Raw genomic sequence first — 15814 nt, forward strand, 5'->3', positions numbered from 1 at the left:
ACAATATTTTCACTAGAGTCTTCAGGCAGGTCGTCGTGTCTGCCGGTGCGGCATTGTTTCGTGGGGCCACAACCGATTCCGGTAGTAATGCAAAGCGCGTACAACTACAAAATCGCATCGATTCCGCACGTAGGGGGCTGCCGGAATCCGGAGCTGGAGCGCACAGCCCCGCGACGCCATTAGTGAGCTGCTCGAGAGAACGCTCAAGCTCATCAGCTGTTTAATCCAGGAGATGCGAACGCGCGGGCCCGACACTCGTCGCGGCTCGCACTAGAGGGAGGTAGCGATGACTGGCCTTGAGCGGCTACTTGTAGGCGCTCTTGCGCATGCGGTGGCGATCGTCAGCCGGTCCTCGTGCGGCGCGATGACGAGAGAGAGGGCCCGCTGGCGATCGTCGCCGACTCCGGGAAAATCTTCCGGCAGCAAAAGGTTGATCGATTCACCCGGCGTGAACGAGAACCCGTCCGGCTTTTCGAAATGAAAAAGCGCAAGTGAAGCGGGCGATCTCCTCGCTGCCCAACAACTTGCTGCGTATTTGCCCATGTGTGTGTCCTGATGTGCCCTCCGCAGCCGGTATCGGCACTGAATGGACATGCCCGGCCGGCGGGTCAACCTCCATTTCGTGCGACAGGAAAGTGCAGTGCTGCACTTAACCACTCTTGGCTGGTTGGGCCCTCTGTGTTTTATGGAGGTGGCACCATGCAGAGCTTTGACACGGAACCTCATCCGGGAGGCGAAGAAATAGCCTATGCCCAAATTGGGCATTCACCTCGGCAGTGGCATCGTTGCCGCGACATGCACCCGCAGGCCGCTAGTGCCGAGAAGGTGCTGCATGACGGGCGCACGCTGCTCTACCGCGCCTCGAAACGAGATTGCGATGTCTGTCCTCTTAAGGCGAGGTGTTGCACCCGGGGCGCAGCACGCAAGATCCCCCGCGATGTTCACGAGGACGCTCGCGATGTGGCCCGCCGCAAGATGAAGACCAAGGCGTTCGCCAGATCGCGTGACGAGAGGAAGCGGGTCGAGATGCGCTTCGCGCACTTGAAGACCCACCACGGCTTCGAGCGGCTACGGCTGCGCGGCCTCTCCGGTGCCCGCGACGAGTTCCATCTCGCGGCCATCGTGCAGAACCTCAAGACCATGGCGCTGCGGATGGTCTGGCCTCCGCCAGACCTCGCGGCCGCGTCAGTTGCGTGAGAGTTGGTGCAGTGGTGTCCCGTAGCGTCGGTGCCGAGCCCTCAGCCCCGGCTGGGGGTGCCGATGAAGGCAAGACAACCTCAACTAGCCTCGCGGCAGCGGGCGAGCCTAGCCGGTCGCGCCGCCGACTTTATCGACAGTATCGGTCAAAACCAGCCCAAAGAGCACATGTCCGCGCTGGTCGGGATTCCCTCCAACAGCGGATTGATGCCATCGGCATAAATGTGACCAGCTCCAAAACCGGAGCTCCGGATCCGGTCGCGCTGCCCACTTTATCGACAGCATCGACCCTTAGGGACAGCGAAGTGTGAGTGAGCGTCTGCTATACCCACTGGTGCTCGGGCCTCCAGCGGCAGAGGACAAGCATAACTCCGGATGATCCAAGCTAGCCGGGTCCGCATTTTGGCCGAGATAAAGTCGACTGGCGTACGTGCACAACTCATTACGTGACGCCGCTCTCTATGGGCTTGCGCCCTTTGATCTGTAGCGGGCGGGCTGACCGACTCTCCCTCAAAATTCAAGCTATCCTCGTCCTCATAAACTGGGAGGTAGTCACGCCCGCTTGCATCCTTTTTGGGCGTGGCGGACCAGTAAGGTGCGCCGCTCGGATCGCGATAGTAGAGGAGCTTCCGCTGAGGGCTTGGAGCCGGACAGAGGACTGAGAAAGCTCGTCCGAGCACCGGGTGTAGATAAACGCGCCTGCCGATCCGAGGGCGGCGCCAAGTATGAAGAGAGCCAAACTACCCAGTAGTTTCATGCTGCAGATCAGGGTTTGGCGGTGCAGATGACCTCGCGTTTCACGGGTTTCGGGTTCGCCCTGGACTTTGGCGGCTAGTCTGAAATGCCAACGACCAGCCGTGACGAGATCTGTCTTGAAGCGGCAGACGCCTGGCTCGTCACTTTGAACCTGAGTGACAGGAGCGATCATTTGTTGGCATCTCGTCGGGCGCCATGTCGATGCGGGTCCCGATGATCACCGCCTCCGTCACCGGCTTCTTGGTTGCGACAATCCGCACACTGGCCGATAAACCTTTGAATACCTGCTCGAAGACCCTTTTTCAGAAGGTTAGTGGGAGCGATACTGCGCATGGGCTGCACCCAGTCGGAACTGGGCGGTCTCGAAAGGAGTAGTAACCCGTGCGAACCGGCTGGCTAACCCGGCGCGAATTCCTGAAGGCGGCGGCCGGCACGGCAGGCCTCCTCGTCTCCACTATCGACCTCGGGCGATGGCCGGTCTCTCACGCAGCGACGATGAATCCACTAGGCGGGTGGAGTGGGGGACCGGGACAGGCCCGGTATCGTATCGACGGACTGGCGAAGGTCACCGGCCAGAGAATTTACGCTCGCGACTTCCAGCCGATCGATCTACCCAATTGGCCGGCGAAATACCGTCACGCGCTGGTCGTGTACGCACCCTTCGTCGGTCACATCTTCGATGGCCTCGATCTCGATCAGCTCCCCAAAGAGCTTCAGCCGATTGTCACGATAACTGCCGCCGATCTGGCCCGTGATTCGATCGGCATCGCCGAGGAGGATTATCCGGAAGGCGAGTATCTCGTGCAGGCCGGAAAGCCGCCGTCCTATCTCGGTCAGGCCCTGGCGATTCTTCTGTACGATGAGTTGACCGCCTATTACGAGGCCAAGGAACAGATCGTATCGAACGGCAAAGCCATCCGAGTTGGCAAGGACGTGCCCCTACCCGAGCCAACCAGCTACAAGCCGGAAACCAGTATCGTTCATGCCCTCACCAGAGAGGGCGAACAACGCTTCGCGCAGACGATCGAGGGACCGGTCCATCCGGCCGAACCGGGGGCGACGAACGAAAAGGCTATGGAGATCGTGAATATGATCGGCGAAACGCTCAAGTCGCCCGATCTCGATGTCTACAATCAGACTTACGAAACTCCCGTGGTTGACCCGATGTTTATGGAGCCCGAAACGGGCCTCGCCTGGTTCGACCGCGAGGCAAAGACATTGCGGATGCTGATCGGCACGCAGTCGCCCGGCTACGACGTTGACGCGGCGCGAGCGTTGTTCGCCCCGAATGAGTGCCCGATCGAAATCGACGACGTCCACCTCTATGCCGCCTATCCCGGTGGGGGGTTTGGCGGACGCGATACCTCGATCCTATGTCTTTATCTTGCTCTCGCCGCGGCCTACTCGGATAAGCCGATCCGTATCTCCAATGATCGGTTCCAGCAGTTTCAAAGTGGGATCAAACGTCACGCATCCAGGGTCGAGCTGACGCTCGGTGTAAGCAACGCGAACCTTATCGAGATATTCCGGAATCATTCGGTCCTCGACGGAGGTGGACGCCGCAATGTCAGCGTCTATGTCGCCAATGTGACCGGGATCCTCGGAACGGGTGTGTATCGCGCCCCTCTCGCCGACATCTGGTCGCGGGCGCAACGTACCGTCTCGCAAGTTGCAGGCTCCATGCGCGGCTTCGGATCGTTCCAGTCTACATTCGCGGTCGAATCGATGGTTGACGAAGTCGCACTCGCACGCGGCCTCGATCCTCTCGAATTCCGGAAGATAAACCTTCTCCGACCCGGTGATACCATCGTCACGGGCGCACCGCGCACGCCGCCCGGGCTCGGCGAAATCTGCGACAAGGCGTTGGCTCATCCCCTATGGACGAACCGAAACGCCGATCAGAAGCGGCTCTCGAGTGAAGACGAGCGCTACGGTGTCGGCGCGGCTCTTGCCATGAAGAATTTCGGATCGGGTGCGGACGCGGTCATGTCGCAGGTGCATATCGGTCCCGACGGCCGTCTGTCGGTGATCACCCATCACGTCGATATGGGCCAGGGCGCCGCAACGGCGCATGCCTTGGCGACGAGCAAGGCAATAGGACGCAACGCGGACGAAGTCGACACCGGGAGGACGGATATATTCCGGGAGCTGCAGCTTGTCGGCGGCTTCGACAAGCAGCCCGAGAACCCGCGCTGGACCCCGATCGTGTGGAATTCGACCAAAGCGACGGCGGGAGTCGGTCGTTGGTTGCATGCCACCGAACAGGCGGCCGACATTCTATTGAAGACTTCGATCCTGCCCGCGGCCCGCTCGATCTGGGGCACCATGGCCGACCGGATCGACATCGCTGACGTTTCGTGGAGCGAGGGCCAGTTGACCAGCGCGGGGTTCGCGCCGATCCCGTTTTCGGCGATTGCGGCCAAACTATACGAGAAGAAACTCGCGACCAGCGCCATGGTACATGGGTTTTTCAGCGGTCGCTGGATCGAGGCCGACTATACCGTCGACGGCATCACTAATCGCTGGAAAATCGATGCCTTGGCCATACAGCGCGGCGACATGCCGGCCTATGAACTAGTCGATCGTAAGAATCCCTTGCTCTTCACCACCGAGAGCATGTGGGAGGAGAACGGACAGAGCTTCGCTGCCGGGGGCGCTCTCGCTGCGGTCAAAGTCAATCGCAAGACCGGCGTCGTCCGCCTGATCAGGGGTGTGCATGTTCTGGCTCCGGGAACCATCATCCAGCGGGACCTTGTCGAAGGTCAGATGGATGGCGGATGGGCGATGGGAATCGGGCATACCTTGTTGGAGGGGTTGCCGACAGATGCGGATGGCGCGGCAAATGGCAAATGGAATCTCGATCGCTACCACGTTGCCCTCTCCGCGGACTGTGCGATCCATGACGTCGAGAAGATTTTCATCCCGCCAGATCCTGCAGATTCCATCCCACGCGGCATTGCCGAACTCGTCATGATCACAGTAGGGCCGGCGATTTCCAATGCGGTCATGCACGCCATCGGCCATCGCTTCCGGTCACTGCCCATCACGCCCGACAAGGTGCGGGCAGTCTGGAACTGACATGGGCAATATCGCGCTCAGTCTGACCATCAACGACGAATTGATCGTTCGCGAGTCGATTGATGGTGACATGTGGCTAAACGACTTCCTGCGTAACGAGATCGGCCTGACCGGCACCAAATTCTGCTGTGGTATCGCTGTTTGCCGGGTTTGCACTGTCGCCGCCGCACGTATCCCCGGCGCTCTCCTCGTACCGACCCGGACGTGCACCACACCGCTCAGCGCGGCAAACGGCAAGATCATCACGACAGTCGAGGGGCTCAGCAAGAGCGGCGAACTTCATCCGCTCCAGCATGCCTTTCTGAAAAATTTCTCATTCCAGTGCGGCTATTCGGCACCGGGCTTCCTGATGGCCGCCTACTGTCTGCTCGATCGCCTAAAACGCAGCCCGATAGCGAAAAGCGCCGTAGATGCCGCCATCGAGGATGCGGTTGGCCAGCACATTTGCCGGTGCACCGGCTATGTCCGCTACCATCGGGCCATTCGTGAAGTCATTCTCGACACACCCGGTCTCGCGATCTGAGGGTCGGAGAAATAAATGAAAGGCCAAAGGATACGTGTGGCGATCGTCGCAGTGGCCGCCTTGATCCTTGCCGGCGACACGGTCGCCCCCGAGAAGCACGACTACGACATCCATGACTATGGGCGCGAATGTGCGCAGTTGATCGCTGAGATTCCTCCATTCAACTGTCTCAACGGCGAAATCATCCCGATCACGGTAAACGGCAAGGCGCCAGAGACCTATTCGCGTCACATGCGCTGCGATAAGCCGGCTTACCTGCCTTATCCGAAGGAGACCGACGGCCAATGCACGCCCTATACGCGGGTGAGGACTGTACGTGATGATGACATCCAGATGATCCTCTATTGCCGCCGAATGTATATACGACCGCCCGACGACCCCCGCTTCGACTCGATCGAAGCCATCATGCACAATGTCAAAACGGGCAGCACCTGCTTCTTCATCTCGAAGAACTTCGGCGAGAAGCCCGGGGGAGACGATGGCCGCCGCGTGCCGCCTCCGACCGAGGAAACGCCGCCGGAGGGTTTCATATCGGCGAAGGAACTCTGGGCCTCCCCCCGGGAAGTCTTCAATCATGGCTGCATTTATTGCCACGACAGCGATCCGTGGATGCATACGCCGTGGATCGATCAAACCGCCCAGGTCCCCTCCGACCCTTGGGGATTCCACTCGGTGGACGTCGGCGGCCCGTTCGTCAATTGGCCCAAGCCAATGAGCATATCAACCCGGGGCAACTCGTGTGCGGGCTGCCACCGCATCGGCTCGTTCAACACCTGCAAGACGCAGATGGTCGGGGATTTCGGCGAGCAGCCGGCCAAGATGCTGCAATCGATCGGCCAAGCACCGCACGGCCGCTTCGGCGCGCCGAAGGGAACGGCATACGACAATCCGGATCCGGTTTACACGGATTACGGATTACTCCCCCACGGCTGGATGGGCGCACGTTTGCCAGAAGTGCAAAGTAGCCTTTGGGCGGAGTACGACGCCCATATCAGAGATTTGCAGCGCTGTTGCGAGGATCATTCGGCGCCCGGCTGCATCGTCGAGCCAATCGAGAACATGAAGCGGTGGCTCGAACGCGCAGACGCCAAGGACAAGCAATGAGGTGCACTTAGAGTGATAAGCCTAAGCGATCCGACCATTCTTCCCACGGCGCTCGCGTGGCGCGCCGAAGGCCGCCCCGTGGCAGTCGCCACCGTCATTCAAACCTGGGGGTCGGCGCCCCGACCGGTCGGCAGCTAGCTCATCGTCGACGGAGACGGGAATTTTCTCGGCTCGGTGTCGGGGGGATGCGTCGAGGGCGAGGTCATCGCCGAAGCGCCCGAGGTCCTTGCCTCCGCCAAGTCGAAGACGCTTGAGTACGGCGTCGAGAACGGCGCCGCATGGAAGGTCGGTTTGACCTGCGGCGGCACCATCCGCGTGTTCCTTGAGCCACTTGAATCACAAAAGAGCGAGGAGGACGGCGTGCTGCGCCGGATTGTCGAGGACATTGCGGCGCGTCGGAAGGTGGCGCTGGTCACCGACCTCGCGACCGGCGCTCGCCGCCTTGCGCATGCGCCGGACGATCTCGGGCCGGAACTTGCGCCGGCGCTCGCGGACGCCTTTCGCCGGGGACGAAGTGCTGTTCTGAAAGGAAGCACCGACGAAGTCTTTATCAAGATGTTCAACCCCACCACGCGGCTCATCGTTATCGGCGCCGTGCACATCGCGCAGCCTCTCGTGCCATTGGCCCGCGCGCTCGGCGTCGAAGTCGTGATCGTCGATCCGCGCGAGGCCTTCGCCACGGAAGAGCGTTTTGGAGACACCAAGATCGTGCAAGAATGGCCGGAGGAAGCGTTGCCGGCGCTCGGCCTCGATGCTTCGACCGCGGTCGCGGTGCTGAGTCACGACAAGAAGATCGACGATCCGGCGCTCATCTCCGCGCTCCGCTCCGACGCCTTCTATGTCGGCGCGCTGGGGAGCAAGAAGACGCACGCCAAGCGCGCGGAGCGTCTGCTTGCGGCGGGCGTGCCTCCCGCCGACATCGCGCGCATCCACGCGCCCATCGGTCTCGATATCGGCGCACTCGATGTATCCGAGATCGCGCTCTCCATCATGACCGAAATCGCTGCCGTGCAGCGGGGCAAGGACGTAACGCGCACGTGATAAAGATCGCGAGCATCGTGCTTGCCGCCGGCCGCTCCGCGCGCATGGCCCCGCGCAACAAGCTTGTCGAGCCGGTCCTTGTCGAGCCGGTCAGTGGGGAGCCGATGATCCGTCGCGTTGTTGCCACTGTTCTTGAGAGCGGCGTCAGGCCAGTCATCGCGGTAACAGGTTTCGAAGCCGGCCGCATCACCCAGGCGCTGAACCGGCTTGACGTGGCCATCGTCACCAATCCCGATTACGCCGATGGCTTGAGCGCCTCGCTCAGGACCGGGCTTGAGGCGGTCCCTCCTGACGCCGACGGCGCGTTGATCAGCCTCGGCGACATGCCGGAAATCGAAATTCCGGTCATCCGTGCTTTAATGGCGGAGTTCAAAGGACGCGGCGCGATCTGTGTGCCGGTGCATCGCGGGCGAAGAGGCAATCCCGTCCTGTGGGGACGCGATTACTTCCCCGAGATGATGAAACTGACCGGCGATAGCGGCGCCAAACCGCTGGTGGCCCGGCACGCGGCGCATCTCGTCGAAGTGGATGTCGCCACCGACAGCATCTTCCACGACATCGATACGCCGGCCGACCTCGCGCGGCTCAATCAGCCCGGCGCAGGCCGGTAAGCGTCGCCTCAGTCCCCACCGAGACCGACCAGGGCGGAACCTCCATCGGAAACGACCGTGCTCAGCTGCCTGACGACAAGCGTGGTGGCATTGGGCTCAAGTCTGGCGAGTCCATATTTTCGCACCACGGTCTTGTCCTCGGAGAGGCCGCCGACCAGCAAGTCCGAGCCGACCGTCGTGCTGGTCGTCGCCACGCTCACCCCTGAACCTCCCTCGAACGGCCGGAAGTTTGCGATCTGGGAGAAAATCGGGACCGGAGTATGCTCGGCGCTGGCCAGGTAGATACTGGGGCCGCCCTGAAGCCGCGAGCCGCTCGTATAGACCTTGACCTCGCCGGGGCCTGCCAATTGGCCTACGGCGATCGTTTCGGCTCCCCCATACGGACCGGTCAGCCAGCCAGTCGCGAGCGACAAGCCGCCACGATAACCTATGCCAAAGGGCATAAAGGCGTTCGTCACGGCGGGCTTGTTTGCGCCTGGCTCGCACTGTTCGGAGCCTTCGAGTTTCTTCCTCACTTTCTCGATGGGCTTCATCAGCGAGAAATTGAAGACTTTGACCTGCGCCACGCTGCCCGGGCCGGGCGCGGTGACGATGCTATAGCGGCCGGTGGTGAAATCGACGAAGCCGGATGCGACGCTTACCCCGTTGCGGTCGTCGAGATAGGGATTGAACGTCGAGAACAGCTCAGGCGCTTTGCCCAGCTCCGGCAGCTTGGAGCGGAAGACCTTGACCTCGCTCAGGATACCGGGCCCGGAGCCCACGATGATGTTGTCGGCCTGGCTGCCGTCGATCTGCGACGCCGCTACGCTTACCCCGCCTTTCACCGAAGAGTCGAAGGCCTCGAATCGGGCAAGCTCGGTCTCGAACGGTCCCTTGCCGTCAACCGCCTTTCCTGAATAGACGACGACCTCCGGCGCGTAGTCCTTGCCGGCGCCGACGACCAGGTCGTAGACGCTATCGTCGTTGATATCGCCGATAGCCACGCTCGGCGTTCCCTCAAATCCGGGGAACGGCGTGACCGTGGCAATGAGTTTGTCTCCATTGCCGTCATAGACCTTAACCTCGGCCGCGTGTCCTTTCGATCCCGGTACCGCCACGGCATAGGACGATATAGCGGGGATGACGTTGACCAAAGTCATAAGCCCGTTGTCTTCGTGGTTGAGGCGATGGCAGTGCATCACGAAGAGTCCGGTAAAGTGATCGAAACTGCTGCGCAGAGACAGAGTGCCGGGTTGGACGACCGCCTCTCCTGGGCCAAGTATCGGCACCGGGACATTGGTGTTGTCGATGAACCATTGTTCCGGTGGAGTTTTGATGCCCGTGGACGGATCGAAAGAAGCGACGGTCTGGAAGTCGTTGACGTGAATGTGGATCGGGTGCTCGTCGTTGTTGTGATTGATGAACGTCCACTCTTCGATCGAGTCGAGCCTCGGCTGGAGCAGCGGCACATTGGGAAACGCCGTGCCGTCGAAGGCATAGACGAAGGCTTTGGGGTCGTCCTTGCTGGCAAGGTCGTTGAAGAACATGCCGGCGATCGTCAGCTCCCTTTTGAAGTCGGGAGTGACCTTTGAGAGGTCCTGGAAAACGGTATAGGCGTTGAGGGGCTGTCCCTCGGCAAACTCGGTCGTGGTGCCTTTCCCTTCGGACGGCACCGCTCTCGCCAAGATCTGCGTGGGGAAAACGAAAAATCCGTCGTGATAGCTTAAGGCCGAAGGTTCGACGCTCAAGTAACCGAGTTCGGCTGGAGGATTCTCGGTGCCGTCATTGGTGTAAAGAATCCCCGGCGCGGTCATCGTCCTGACGTCGCCGCCCCTCGGCGCCATTTCCAGAACGAGCTCGCCTTCTGCCGGGATGGTGACGGCGATGGCATAGCGAGTGGCCGGCGGAACAACCAGACGCGTGCCGTCGTCCCACATAGGATGATGCACTTCCTTATAGGGAAGCCCGTCCTGGCCGACGACGGCGATCTTGGGATGCTTGCCTGTCGCCGTCTCGGTGAGCCGCAAATTGAAATAGGCCATGTCGCTGATATTGGAGAGCACCCAGATCTCGGTTTGCCCGGCTTTGCTCTTGACGACCGGTTGGAACTGGCCGTTCACCGTGAACTGCATGTCGCGCCGATGGTCGGGTAGCGACGGATCGGCCGGGATGTCGCCGGTCGACCTGCCGGGTAGCGCGATAAAGCGCTGCAGATTGGCCGGGATGAAATGGAATTGCCCGCGGGTATCGGGAATCGAGCCCGGTCCTTGGTTCCAATCCGCCGTTCCCGTGTACCAGATGGTGGCGTACTTCGTTCCCTTCTTCGAGTCGAAGAAGGTGGTCGGTACCAGAAGCGGACGGTAGGTGCCCTTTGCCAGCTGATCGCTCTCGGGCGCCTTTAGCGTGCTGATATATTGCGCCCAGTTCGGATTGTTGAGCTGGGCGAGCCCTCCTGCCCGGTCGAAGACGTAATTGTATTGCAGCAGCATATTCCGGATCGGAATCTTGTTCTCGGTCACGATCGGCAGGTTTCCGTCGAGGCGTCCGATCGCCAGCTGGCCAGCCAAGCCGTAATAGACATGAGACGTCGTCAACATATGCAGGTGGCTGTGGTACCAGTAGGCGCCATGCGGCAGGTCCTTGGGAAGTTCAAACGTATAGGTATTCGACATCCCGCCTGGAATGTGGAGCAGCACGTTATCGGCGTTGCCCTTCGGACTGATATGCATGCCATGGGTATGAAGGTTGAATGGCGACGAACCCATCTGACGCGGGTAAATATCGACCGCTTCGCCCTTCGGCGTATAAGCCGGATCGTAGAAATCGCTGATGGTGAGACCGGTCATTGCGTTGTCCAGATGGACGATCAACGTGTCTCCAGGCATCACTTGCAGCGTGGGTCCGGGATAGAGATTCTCGCCGGACATCTGGCCGTTCGATGCCGTGCCGCGTATCAGCTCATAGGCGAAGAGCAGGAAGTTCTTGACGGGCCTGGCCACCGTGTCGAGGCGGGCCTCATCCTGCTGGACGGTCAGCCTCACCTCGAGAATTCCGTCCTTGCTCGAGAGCGCTACGGGCTCGGTGAGTTCCGGCCGTATGGATAGATCGAATTTGGAAGCGGAGTCTTGCGCCGAGGCGACCAACCATTGTGATGCAACGAAAAGCGCAAGGATAACGACGGTGCCGCGCATGAAGAACGGCCGCAATACTCCATCCATGAGGAATCCCTCCGCATAAGCTCAGTTATCGTATGAGCCCGGCCCATAAAACTAGATTAGCGCCTCGCCCGGCGATCATAAAATATTCATCAGGAAATAGAAATCTCTATTGATAGACATTGCGTCCTCCTTGTAATGCCATCTAATGCCATCGTCGTCGCTCGAGAGGGAGGTGTAAGGTGTACCGATTTATCGTCCCTATAGCGCTTGCCTTGGCGTTGGCCGGGATTGGGCCGGGATTTTCCGAGGATGAGGTGCCGGCGTCTCAGCCTGAGTGGCCGCCGGTGATAATTCAGGTCAGGGATCGTGCCGAGCTTATCGAAAAATTCTGCGCGGCAGATTCGAACCTCGAGACCATTGTGGTGTTGCCGGCCTCCCTCTTCGTCGATGCCGAGCAAATGCTCTGTGAAAGCGGCCCATACAAGCTCTATAGAATTATCGAGGCTACTGACACGGACGACTTTGAGTACTTTCTGGATCCCCCGATATACGGCAAGCACAATCGCCTAGGCTGCGATGGTAAGGCCGGGCGGACCCAGAAGATCGTCGCCATCAACTGCCGGCCGTTGAAGTGAAATTGGGGAGGCCCCCGACGCAGCCGATGTGACCATTGACTTGAGAGGGGGTATGTCCGAATTCGACCAAACGCGGCGCGACTTGCTAAGGCGCATGGCGCTGCTCGGCGCTGTCGGCCTCGTTCCTAATATCGTTCCGCTCCGTCCCGCGCGCGCAGCGGAGCTCAAGGCCGGCTTCGTCTATATCGGCCCGCGCAAGGACTGGGGCTGGAACGAGTCGCATGCCGTGGCTGCCGCGGCGCTGCGAGGCGTTCCGCATGTGGGGGTCATCGAGGCGGGGTACCTTCCGGAGAGCACCAACTACGGCAGCGGCAAGGAGGATCCGGAAACCAAGGCTTATGCTAAGGCTATGGAGGACATGATCGCCGACGGCGCAGGGATGATCTTCTCGACGTCGTTCGACGAGGATCCCTTCCTTGTGGCGATGGCGAAGAAATATCCGAATATCCTGTTCCGCCAGGCCGCGGCGCGCGCGAGCAGCAGCAACCCGCCAAATGTCGGCAGCCAGAATGCGTTGATCAACCAGGGCCACTATGTGAACGGCGTCGCCGCCGGCCTCTGCACGACCACGAACACGCTCGGCTTCGTGGCCGGTCTGCCGTTCGGCGCCGTGCTCCTGAACGTGAATTCATTTCTTCTCGGCGCTCGGCAGACCAATCCAAACGCGACCGTGCGGGTCGTCTTCACCGGCGGGTGGGAGGACGAGGCGAAAGATGCCGCGGCAGCCAACGCGCTCGTCGACGCGGACTGCGACGTCATCACCTGTCACCTGGACGCTCCGCGTGTAGTCATCGAGACGGCCGAGGCCCGCGGCGTGAAGACATGCGGTCATGCATTCGATCAGGCGCCACTTGCCCCCAAGGGCTACATCACCGGTTCTGATTACCATTGGACGGACATGTTCGAGACCTTCGTCGAGACTGTGCAGAAGGGGGAGGCCCTGCCGAATTTCGTCATCGGCGGCTATGACAGGGATTATGTCCGTTCGAGTCCGTTCGGCGCGGGAGCTAACCCTGAGGCGATCAACGCCGCCAAGACTGCCATGCAGGCGATGAAGAACGGGGACGCGATCTTTGTCGGCCCGATCAAGGACAATACCGGCAAGCTCGTGGTGCCGGCCGGCACGACGTACGGCCCCTATGCCGGTGAGCTCCAAGAGACCGATTATCTGATCGAGGGCGTTATCGGCTCGCTCCCGTGATCCGGTCGAGCTAGCTAAGGCTAGCGACGCGCAATGTTCTGCTTCCGTTGTCAGCCGCGGCACGGGTATGTTGCTTCTCGCGTGTAGTGAAGCCGTGTTCGGTATAGGTGGCTGCGAGCCCCCGCAACCAACGTTATTTGACTCCCCGAAGCAACAGCTTCGGGGAGTTTTCGTTTGCAGCGGGAACCGTCGCCAAGTGCCAAGATATGAACCAGATCGCCATAGAGAGTGGCGGCGATCCCTTAGCCGCCGCCCCCTGGATGCAGGTCAATCCGGTCGATGAGCGACCGGATCGCATGGGTAGCCTCGGAGCCTGATGGCGGGATCATTAGTGCGGCTTCAAGCTGCTGGACCTTATCAGCATAGACCTCCACCAGCCGCGGATGGAGGCGTACGGCAGAGGGAGGAACCTCACTTAATCGTCTCTCGAGCATCTTCAGCTGCGTCTCCAAGTCAGCCAGCCGGTGATGCATCGCGATCTTTCGCTTGATGGACTCGAGTCGTTGCCGGTCCGCCCTAGATTGTTGCTCGCGTTCGGCGTTGGTGCGATTTACTTCTTCCTAAAAGGCTCTCACGAATTCGCGCACCAGCTTGGGCGCAAGAAGCTTCTGCTTAGGGCCTCCAAGCACTCGCATGCGCCGCGTCATCGCCGAGCTGAAGCATGCATGTCCCTTGCATCAAAGCAGGAAGTCGTGAGCATTCAATGAGCCAACCTTCACGTAAATCTCGAAGTCGGTCTTGCCGTCGCCGTTCACGTCGCCCTGGACGATAACCTTGGAGCCTTTGTCCTCGTAGCGGAGTTCGCCCTTCTTGTGGTGAAACTCGCTGTTGCCGATCCACTTGAACTTCTGATTGCCGTCGGTGCCCTTCTTGGCGTCGATGCCCTTGAGGTCGATTTCGTCCTGGCCGCGTTCGAAATCAGTGATCTTGTCGCGTTTGGCGCCGCCGACTTTGGATTTGGTGATGCGATTAAAGTCGAAAACGTCGGCACCCGAACCGCCGACCAGAATGTCCTTTCCGCCTCCTCCGGTCAGCCAATCGTTGCCGGGGCCGCCCATGAGCTTGTCTTTGCCGCCGTGGCCCAGGAGAACGTCATCCCCCACCGAACCGTACATTCGATCGTTGCCGCTATTGCCGAGAAGCACATCGGCCCCCTCGTCGCCGTAGAGCACATCACTTCCTGCTCCCCCGCTCAGGAAGTCCGATTCGGCGCCGCCCCGCATGACGTCGCTGCCGCGAAGGCCCCAAAGCGCGTTGGGCGCGTCATTGCCGAAGATGATGTCGCTCCCAGCGCCGCCAAGCGCATTCTCGATGGTGACCCCGGGGGCGATCGAGACATTGTGTTTCAGTCCGCCGACACTCGAGAAGGAGCCGGCGGTCAAATCGATCACTTGGTCCTGAAGGAACCCGCTCATGTCGAGGGTGTCGATTCCCCCGGCATCCCAAATAGCGAACACGCCTTGGTCTTTGGCATGCGTGAAGTGAAAAACGTCGCGATCGGCATTCGAGTTGAAGCCATAGACCGTGTCGTCCGTACGGGTCGTAAGATTGGCGCCATACGCGTGTTGCAGGGCCACGATGTCGTGCATGAGCGGGGTTTCTGGCTTGGCCAGGCCATGATAGGCGCCCGTGTTCCCGGCCGAGAAATAGCTCATCACAGTATACTGGCGGCTGTCCTCCAAATATTCGGCGTGGTTGTTATAAGTAATGACAATGTTCGGTCCGGCGTTATATTCCTCTCATGGAGCAAGATCATCAAGCTATAGCTTTCTGACGAGGGCTGGTAGTATTGATTTACCCACACGTCCCCTGATGAATATTTCGGATCAGTCAACGCGGCAGAAGGATAGTTCGAGTAGGCCGCGGCTCCGTCGCTCTGGGAGTAGTAGTTTCCGAACAATATCGTCGCGCTATTTGCGTAGGGGCTATCTCCGTCAGTGACCTGTTCGAAGGTAATATTCGCTATGTCTGCCCAAAGATTTATGGCAAGTGTTGCCGCTTCGATCTGGCTCTCTGTAAAGGGAGTGAACGTTGCTTTCACCCCGCGGCTGTTCTCATGAGCTGGCGGGGTGGCCCTAAACCCATAAGTGATCGGTCCCGCCGCCTCACCGAACTCGGCGGCCCAGGTCATATTCTCCCGGGTAAGTTGTAGTGCGGCCTCTTCGGGCGACTTGGAAATTGTCGGCATTCGCTGTTCTCCGCGCCCGGAGAGGGCGGATGCAGAATGCCGAGTAGTATTTGGCTAAATCATAGAAATACATTTGCTCTGCTTTGGGCAAATCATAGAAGATGTTAGAATATTGTCGTTGTTATTTGAGTATAATTTTATTGAACCCTGATTCCACCGCCCCGATGACCAGCATCGGTGGATGGCCCCCCGCATGGATCGACTGGATTAATAATGGGCTGGCATACCCATTTGGGGGTCGTTCTTAGGTGAACCCTGAAGCTATTGTGCGCATAGTCGACGGCGCCGGCCTCACCTTCCAGCACCTGCTCTAGGAGCTTAAGAACTCCGCGTTCTGACCCGC

The 15814-nt window shown here is 60.0% G+C and carries 11 protein-coding genes and 2 pseudogenes; 9 read left to right on the forward strand and 4 right to left on the reverse strand.

Annotated features, from left to right (window positions below; genetic code table 11):
* Positions 1-270: 270 nt before the first annotated feature.
* Positions 271-543: a hypothetical protein gene (locus tag ACRECX_RS13220; protein ID WP_431559309.1), complete on the reverse strand. Its 273-nt coding sequence runs from the start codon at positions 541-543 to the stop codon at positions 271-273.
* 285 nt (positions 544-828) lie between these two features.
* Here ACRECX_RS13220 and ACRECX_RS13225 point away from each other — a divergent pair.
* The 7 genes and pseudogenes from ACRECX_RS13225 to ACRECX_RS13255 all read left to right on the forward strand — a co-directional run.
* Positions 829-1197 (forward strand): annotated as a pseudogene (locus tag ACRECX_RS13225) (transposase); the annotation flags it as partial.
* Positions 1198-2334: 1137 nt separating this feature from the next.
* Complete coding sequence (locus tag ACRECX_RS13230; protein ID WP_431559310.1) at positions 2335-5031, forward strand: xanthine dehydrogenase family protein molybdopterin-binding subunit; 2697 nt, start codon at positions 2335-2337, stop codon at positions 5029-5031.
* Between the two features lies 1 nt (position 5032).
* The gene (locus tag ACRECX_RS13235; protein WP_431559311.1) at positions 5033-5554 is read left to right on the forward strand and encodes a (2Fe-2S)-binding protein; all 522 of its coding nucleotides are present in this window, start codon (positions 5033-5035) and stop codon (positions 5552-5554) included.
* Positions 5555-5614: 60 nt separating this feature from the next.
* On the forward strand, positions 5615-6658 hold the full coding sequence (locus ACRECX_RS13240) for a hypothetical protein (protein ID WP_431559312.1): 1044 nt from the start codon (positions 5615-5617) through the stop codon (positions 6656-6658).
* Between the two features lie 15 nt (positions 6659-6673).
* Positions 6674-6994 (forward strand): annotated as a pseudogene (locus tag ACRECX_RS13245) (XdhC family protein); the annotation flags it as partial.
* 219 nt (positions 6995-7213) lie between these two features.
* Positions 7214-7699 (forward strand): XdhC family protein, encoded by a 486-nt coding sequence (locus tag ACRECX_RS13250; protein ID WP_431559360.1) that lies wholly within the window; start codon positions 7214-7216, stop codon positions 7697-7699.
* A complete protein-coding gene (locus tag ACRECX_RS13255; protein ID WP_431559313.1) occupies positions 7696-8310 on the forward strand; it encodes a nucleotidyltransferase family protein in 615 nt (204 codons plus the stop codon). The genes ACRECX_RS13250 and ACRECX_RS13255 overlap by 4 nt, the downstream gene beginning before the upstream one ends.
* 8 nt (positions 8311-8318) lie before the next feature.
* Here the strand turns inward: ACRECX_RS13255 and ACRECX_RS13260 are convergent, their stop codons facing one another.
* On the reverse strand, positions 8319-11507 hold the full coding sequence (locus ACRECX_RS13260; protein ID WP_431559314.1) for a multicopper oxidase family protein: 3189 nt from the start codon (positions 11505-11507) through the stop codon (positions 8319-8321).
* 179 nt (positions 11508-11686) lie between these two features.
* Between ACRECX_RS13260 and ACRECX_RS13265 the strand changes: the two genes are divergently transcribed.
* Both ACRECX_RS13265 and ACRECX_RS13270 read left to right on the forward strand, forming a co-directional pair.
* Positions 11687-12082, forward strand: coding sequence for a hypothetical protein (locus tag ACRECX_RS13265; protein ID WP_431559315.1), 396 nt, complete (start codon positions 11687-11689; stop codon positions 12080-12082).
* 52 nt (positions 12083-12134) lie between these two features.
* Positions 12135-13283, forward strand: coding sequence for a BMP family ABC transporter substrate-binding protein (locus tag ACRECX_RS13270; protein ID WP_431559316.1), 1149 nt, complete (start codon positions 12135-12137; stop codon positions 13281-13283).
* Positions 13284-13960: 677 nt separating this feature from the next.
* Here the strand turns inward: ACRECX_RS13270 and ACRECX_RS13275 are convergent.
* Positions 13961-14938: a M10 family metallopeptidase C-terminal domain-containing protein gene (locus ACRECX_RS13275; protein WP_431559317.1), complete on the reverse strand. Its 978-nt coding sequence runs from the start codon at positions 14936-14938 to the stop codon at positions 13961-13963.
* Entirely contained in the window at positions 14938-15471 is a 534-nt protein-coding gene (locus ACRECX_RS13280) for a hypothetical protein (protein WP_431559318.1), read from the reverse strand. Before ACRECX_RS13280 ends, ACRECX_RS13275 begins: the two co-directional genes overlap by 1 nt.
* Positions 15472-15814: the final 343 nt, after the last annotated feature.

This window comes from Methyloceanibacter sp., assembly GCF_050726195.1.
Classification (GTDB): Bacteria; Pseudomonadota; Alphaproteobacteria; order Rhizobiales; family Methyloligellaceae; genus Methyloceanibacter.

Coding starts and splice junctions, on each gene's coding strand:
- ACRECX_RS13275 (WP_431559317.1), bottom strand. CDS start 14,938: ATGAGCTATTTCTCGGCCGGGAACACGGGCGCCTATCATGGCCTGGCC.
- ACRECX_RS13270 (WP_431559316.1), top strand. CDS start 12,135: ATGTCCGAATTCGACCAAACGCGGCGCGACTTGCTAAGGCGCATGGCG.
- ACRECX_RS13220 (WP_431559309.1), bottom strand. CDS start 543: ATGGGCAAATACGCAGCAAGTTGTTGGGCAGCGAGGAGATCGCCCGCT.
- ACRECX_RS13260 (WP_431559314.1), bottom strand. CDS start 11,507: ATGGATGGAGTATTGCGGCCGTTCTTCATGCGCGGCACCGTCGTTATC.
- ACRECX_RS13280 (WP_431559318.1), bottom strand. CDS start 15,471: ATGCCGACAATTTCCAAGTCGCCCGAAGAGGCCGCACTACAACTTACC.
- ACRECX_RS13235 (WP_431559311.1), top strand. CDS start 5,033: ATGGGCAATATCGCGCTCAGTCTGACCATCAACGACGAATTGATCGTT.
- ACRECX_RS13250 (WP_431559360.1), top strand. CDS start 7,214: ATGTTCAACCCCACCACGCGGCTCATCGTTATCGGCGCCGTGCACATC.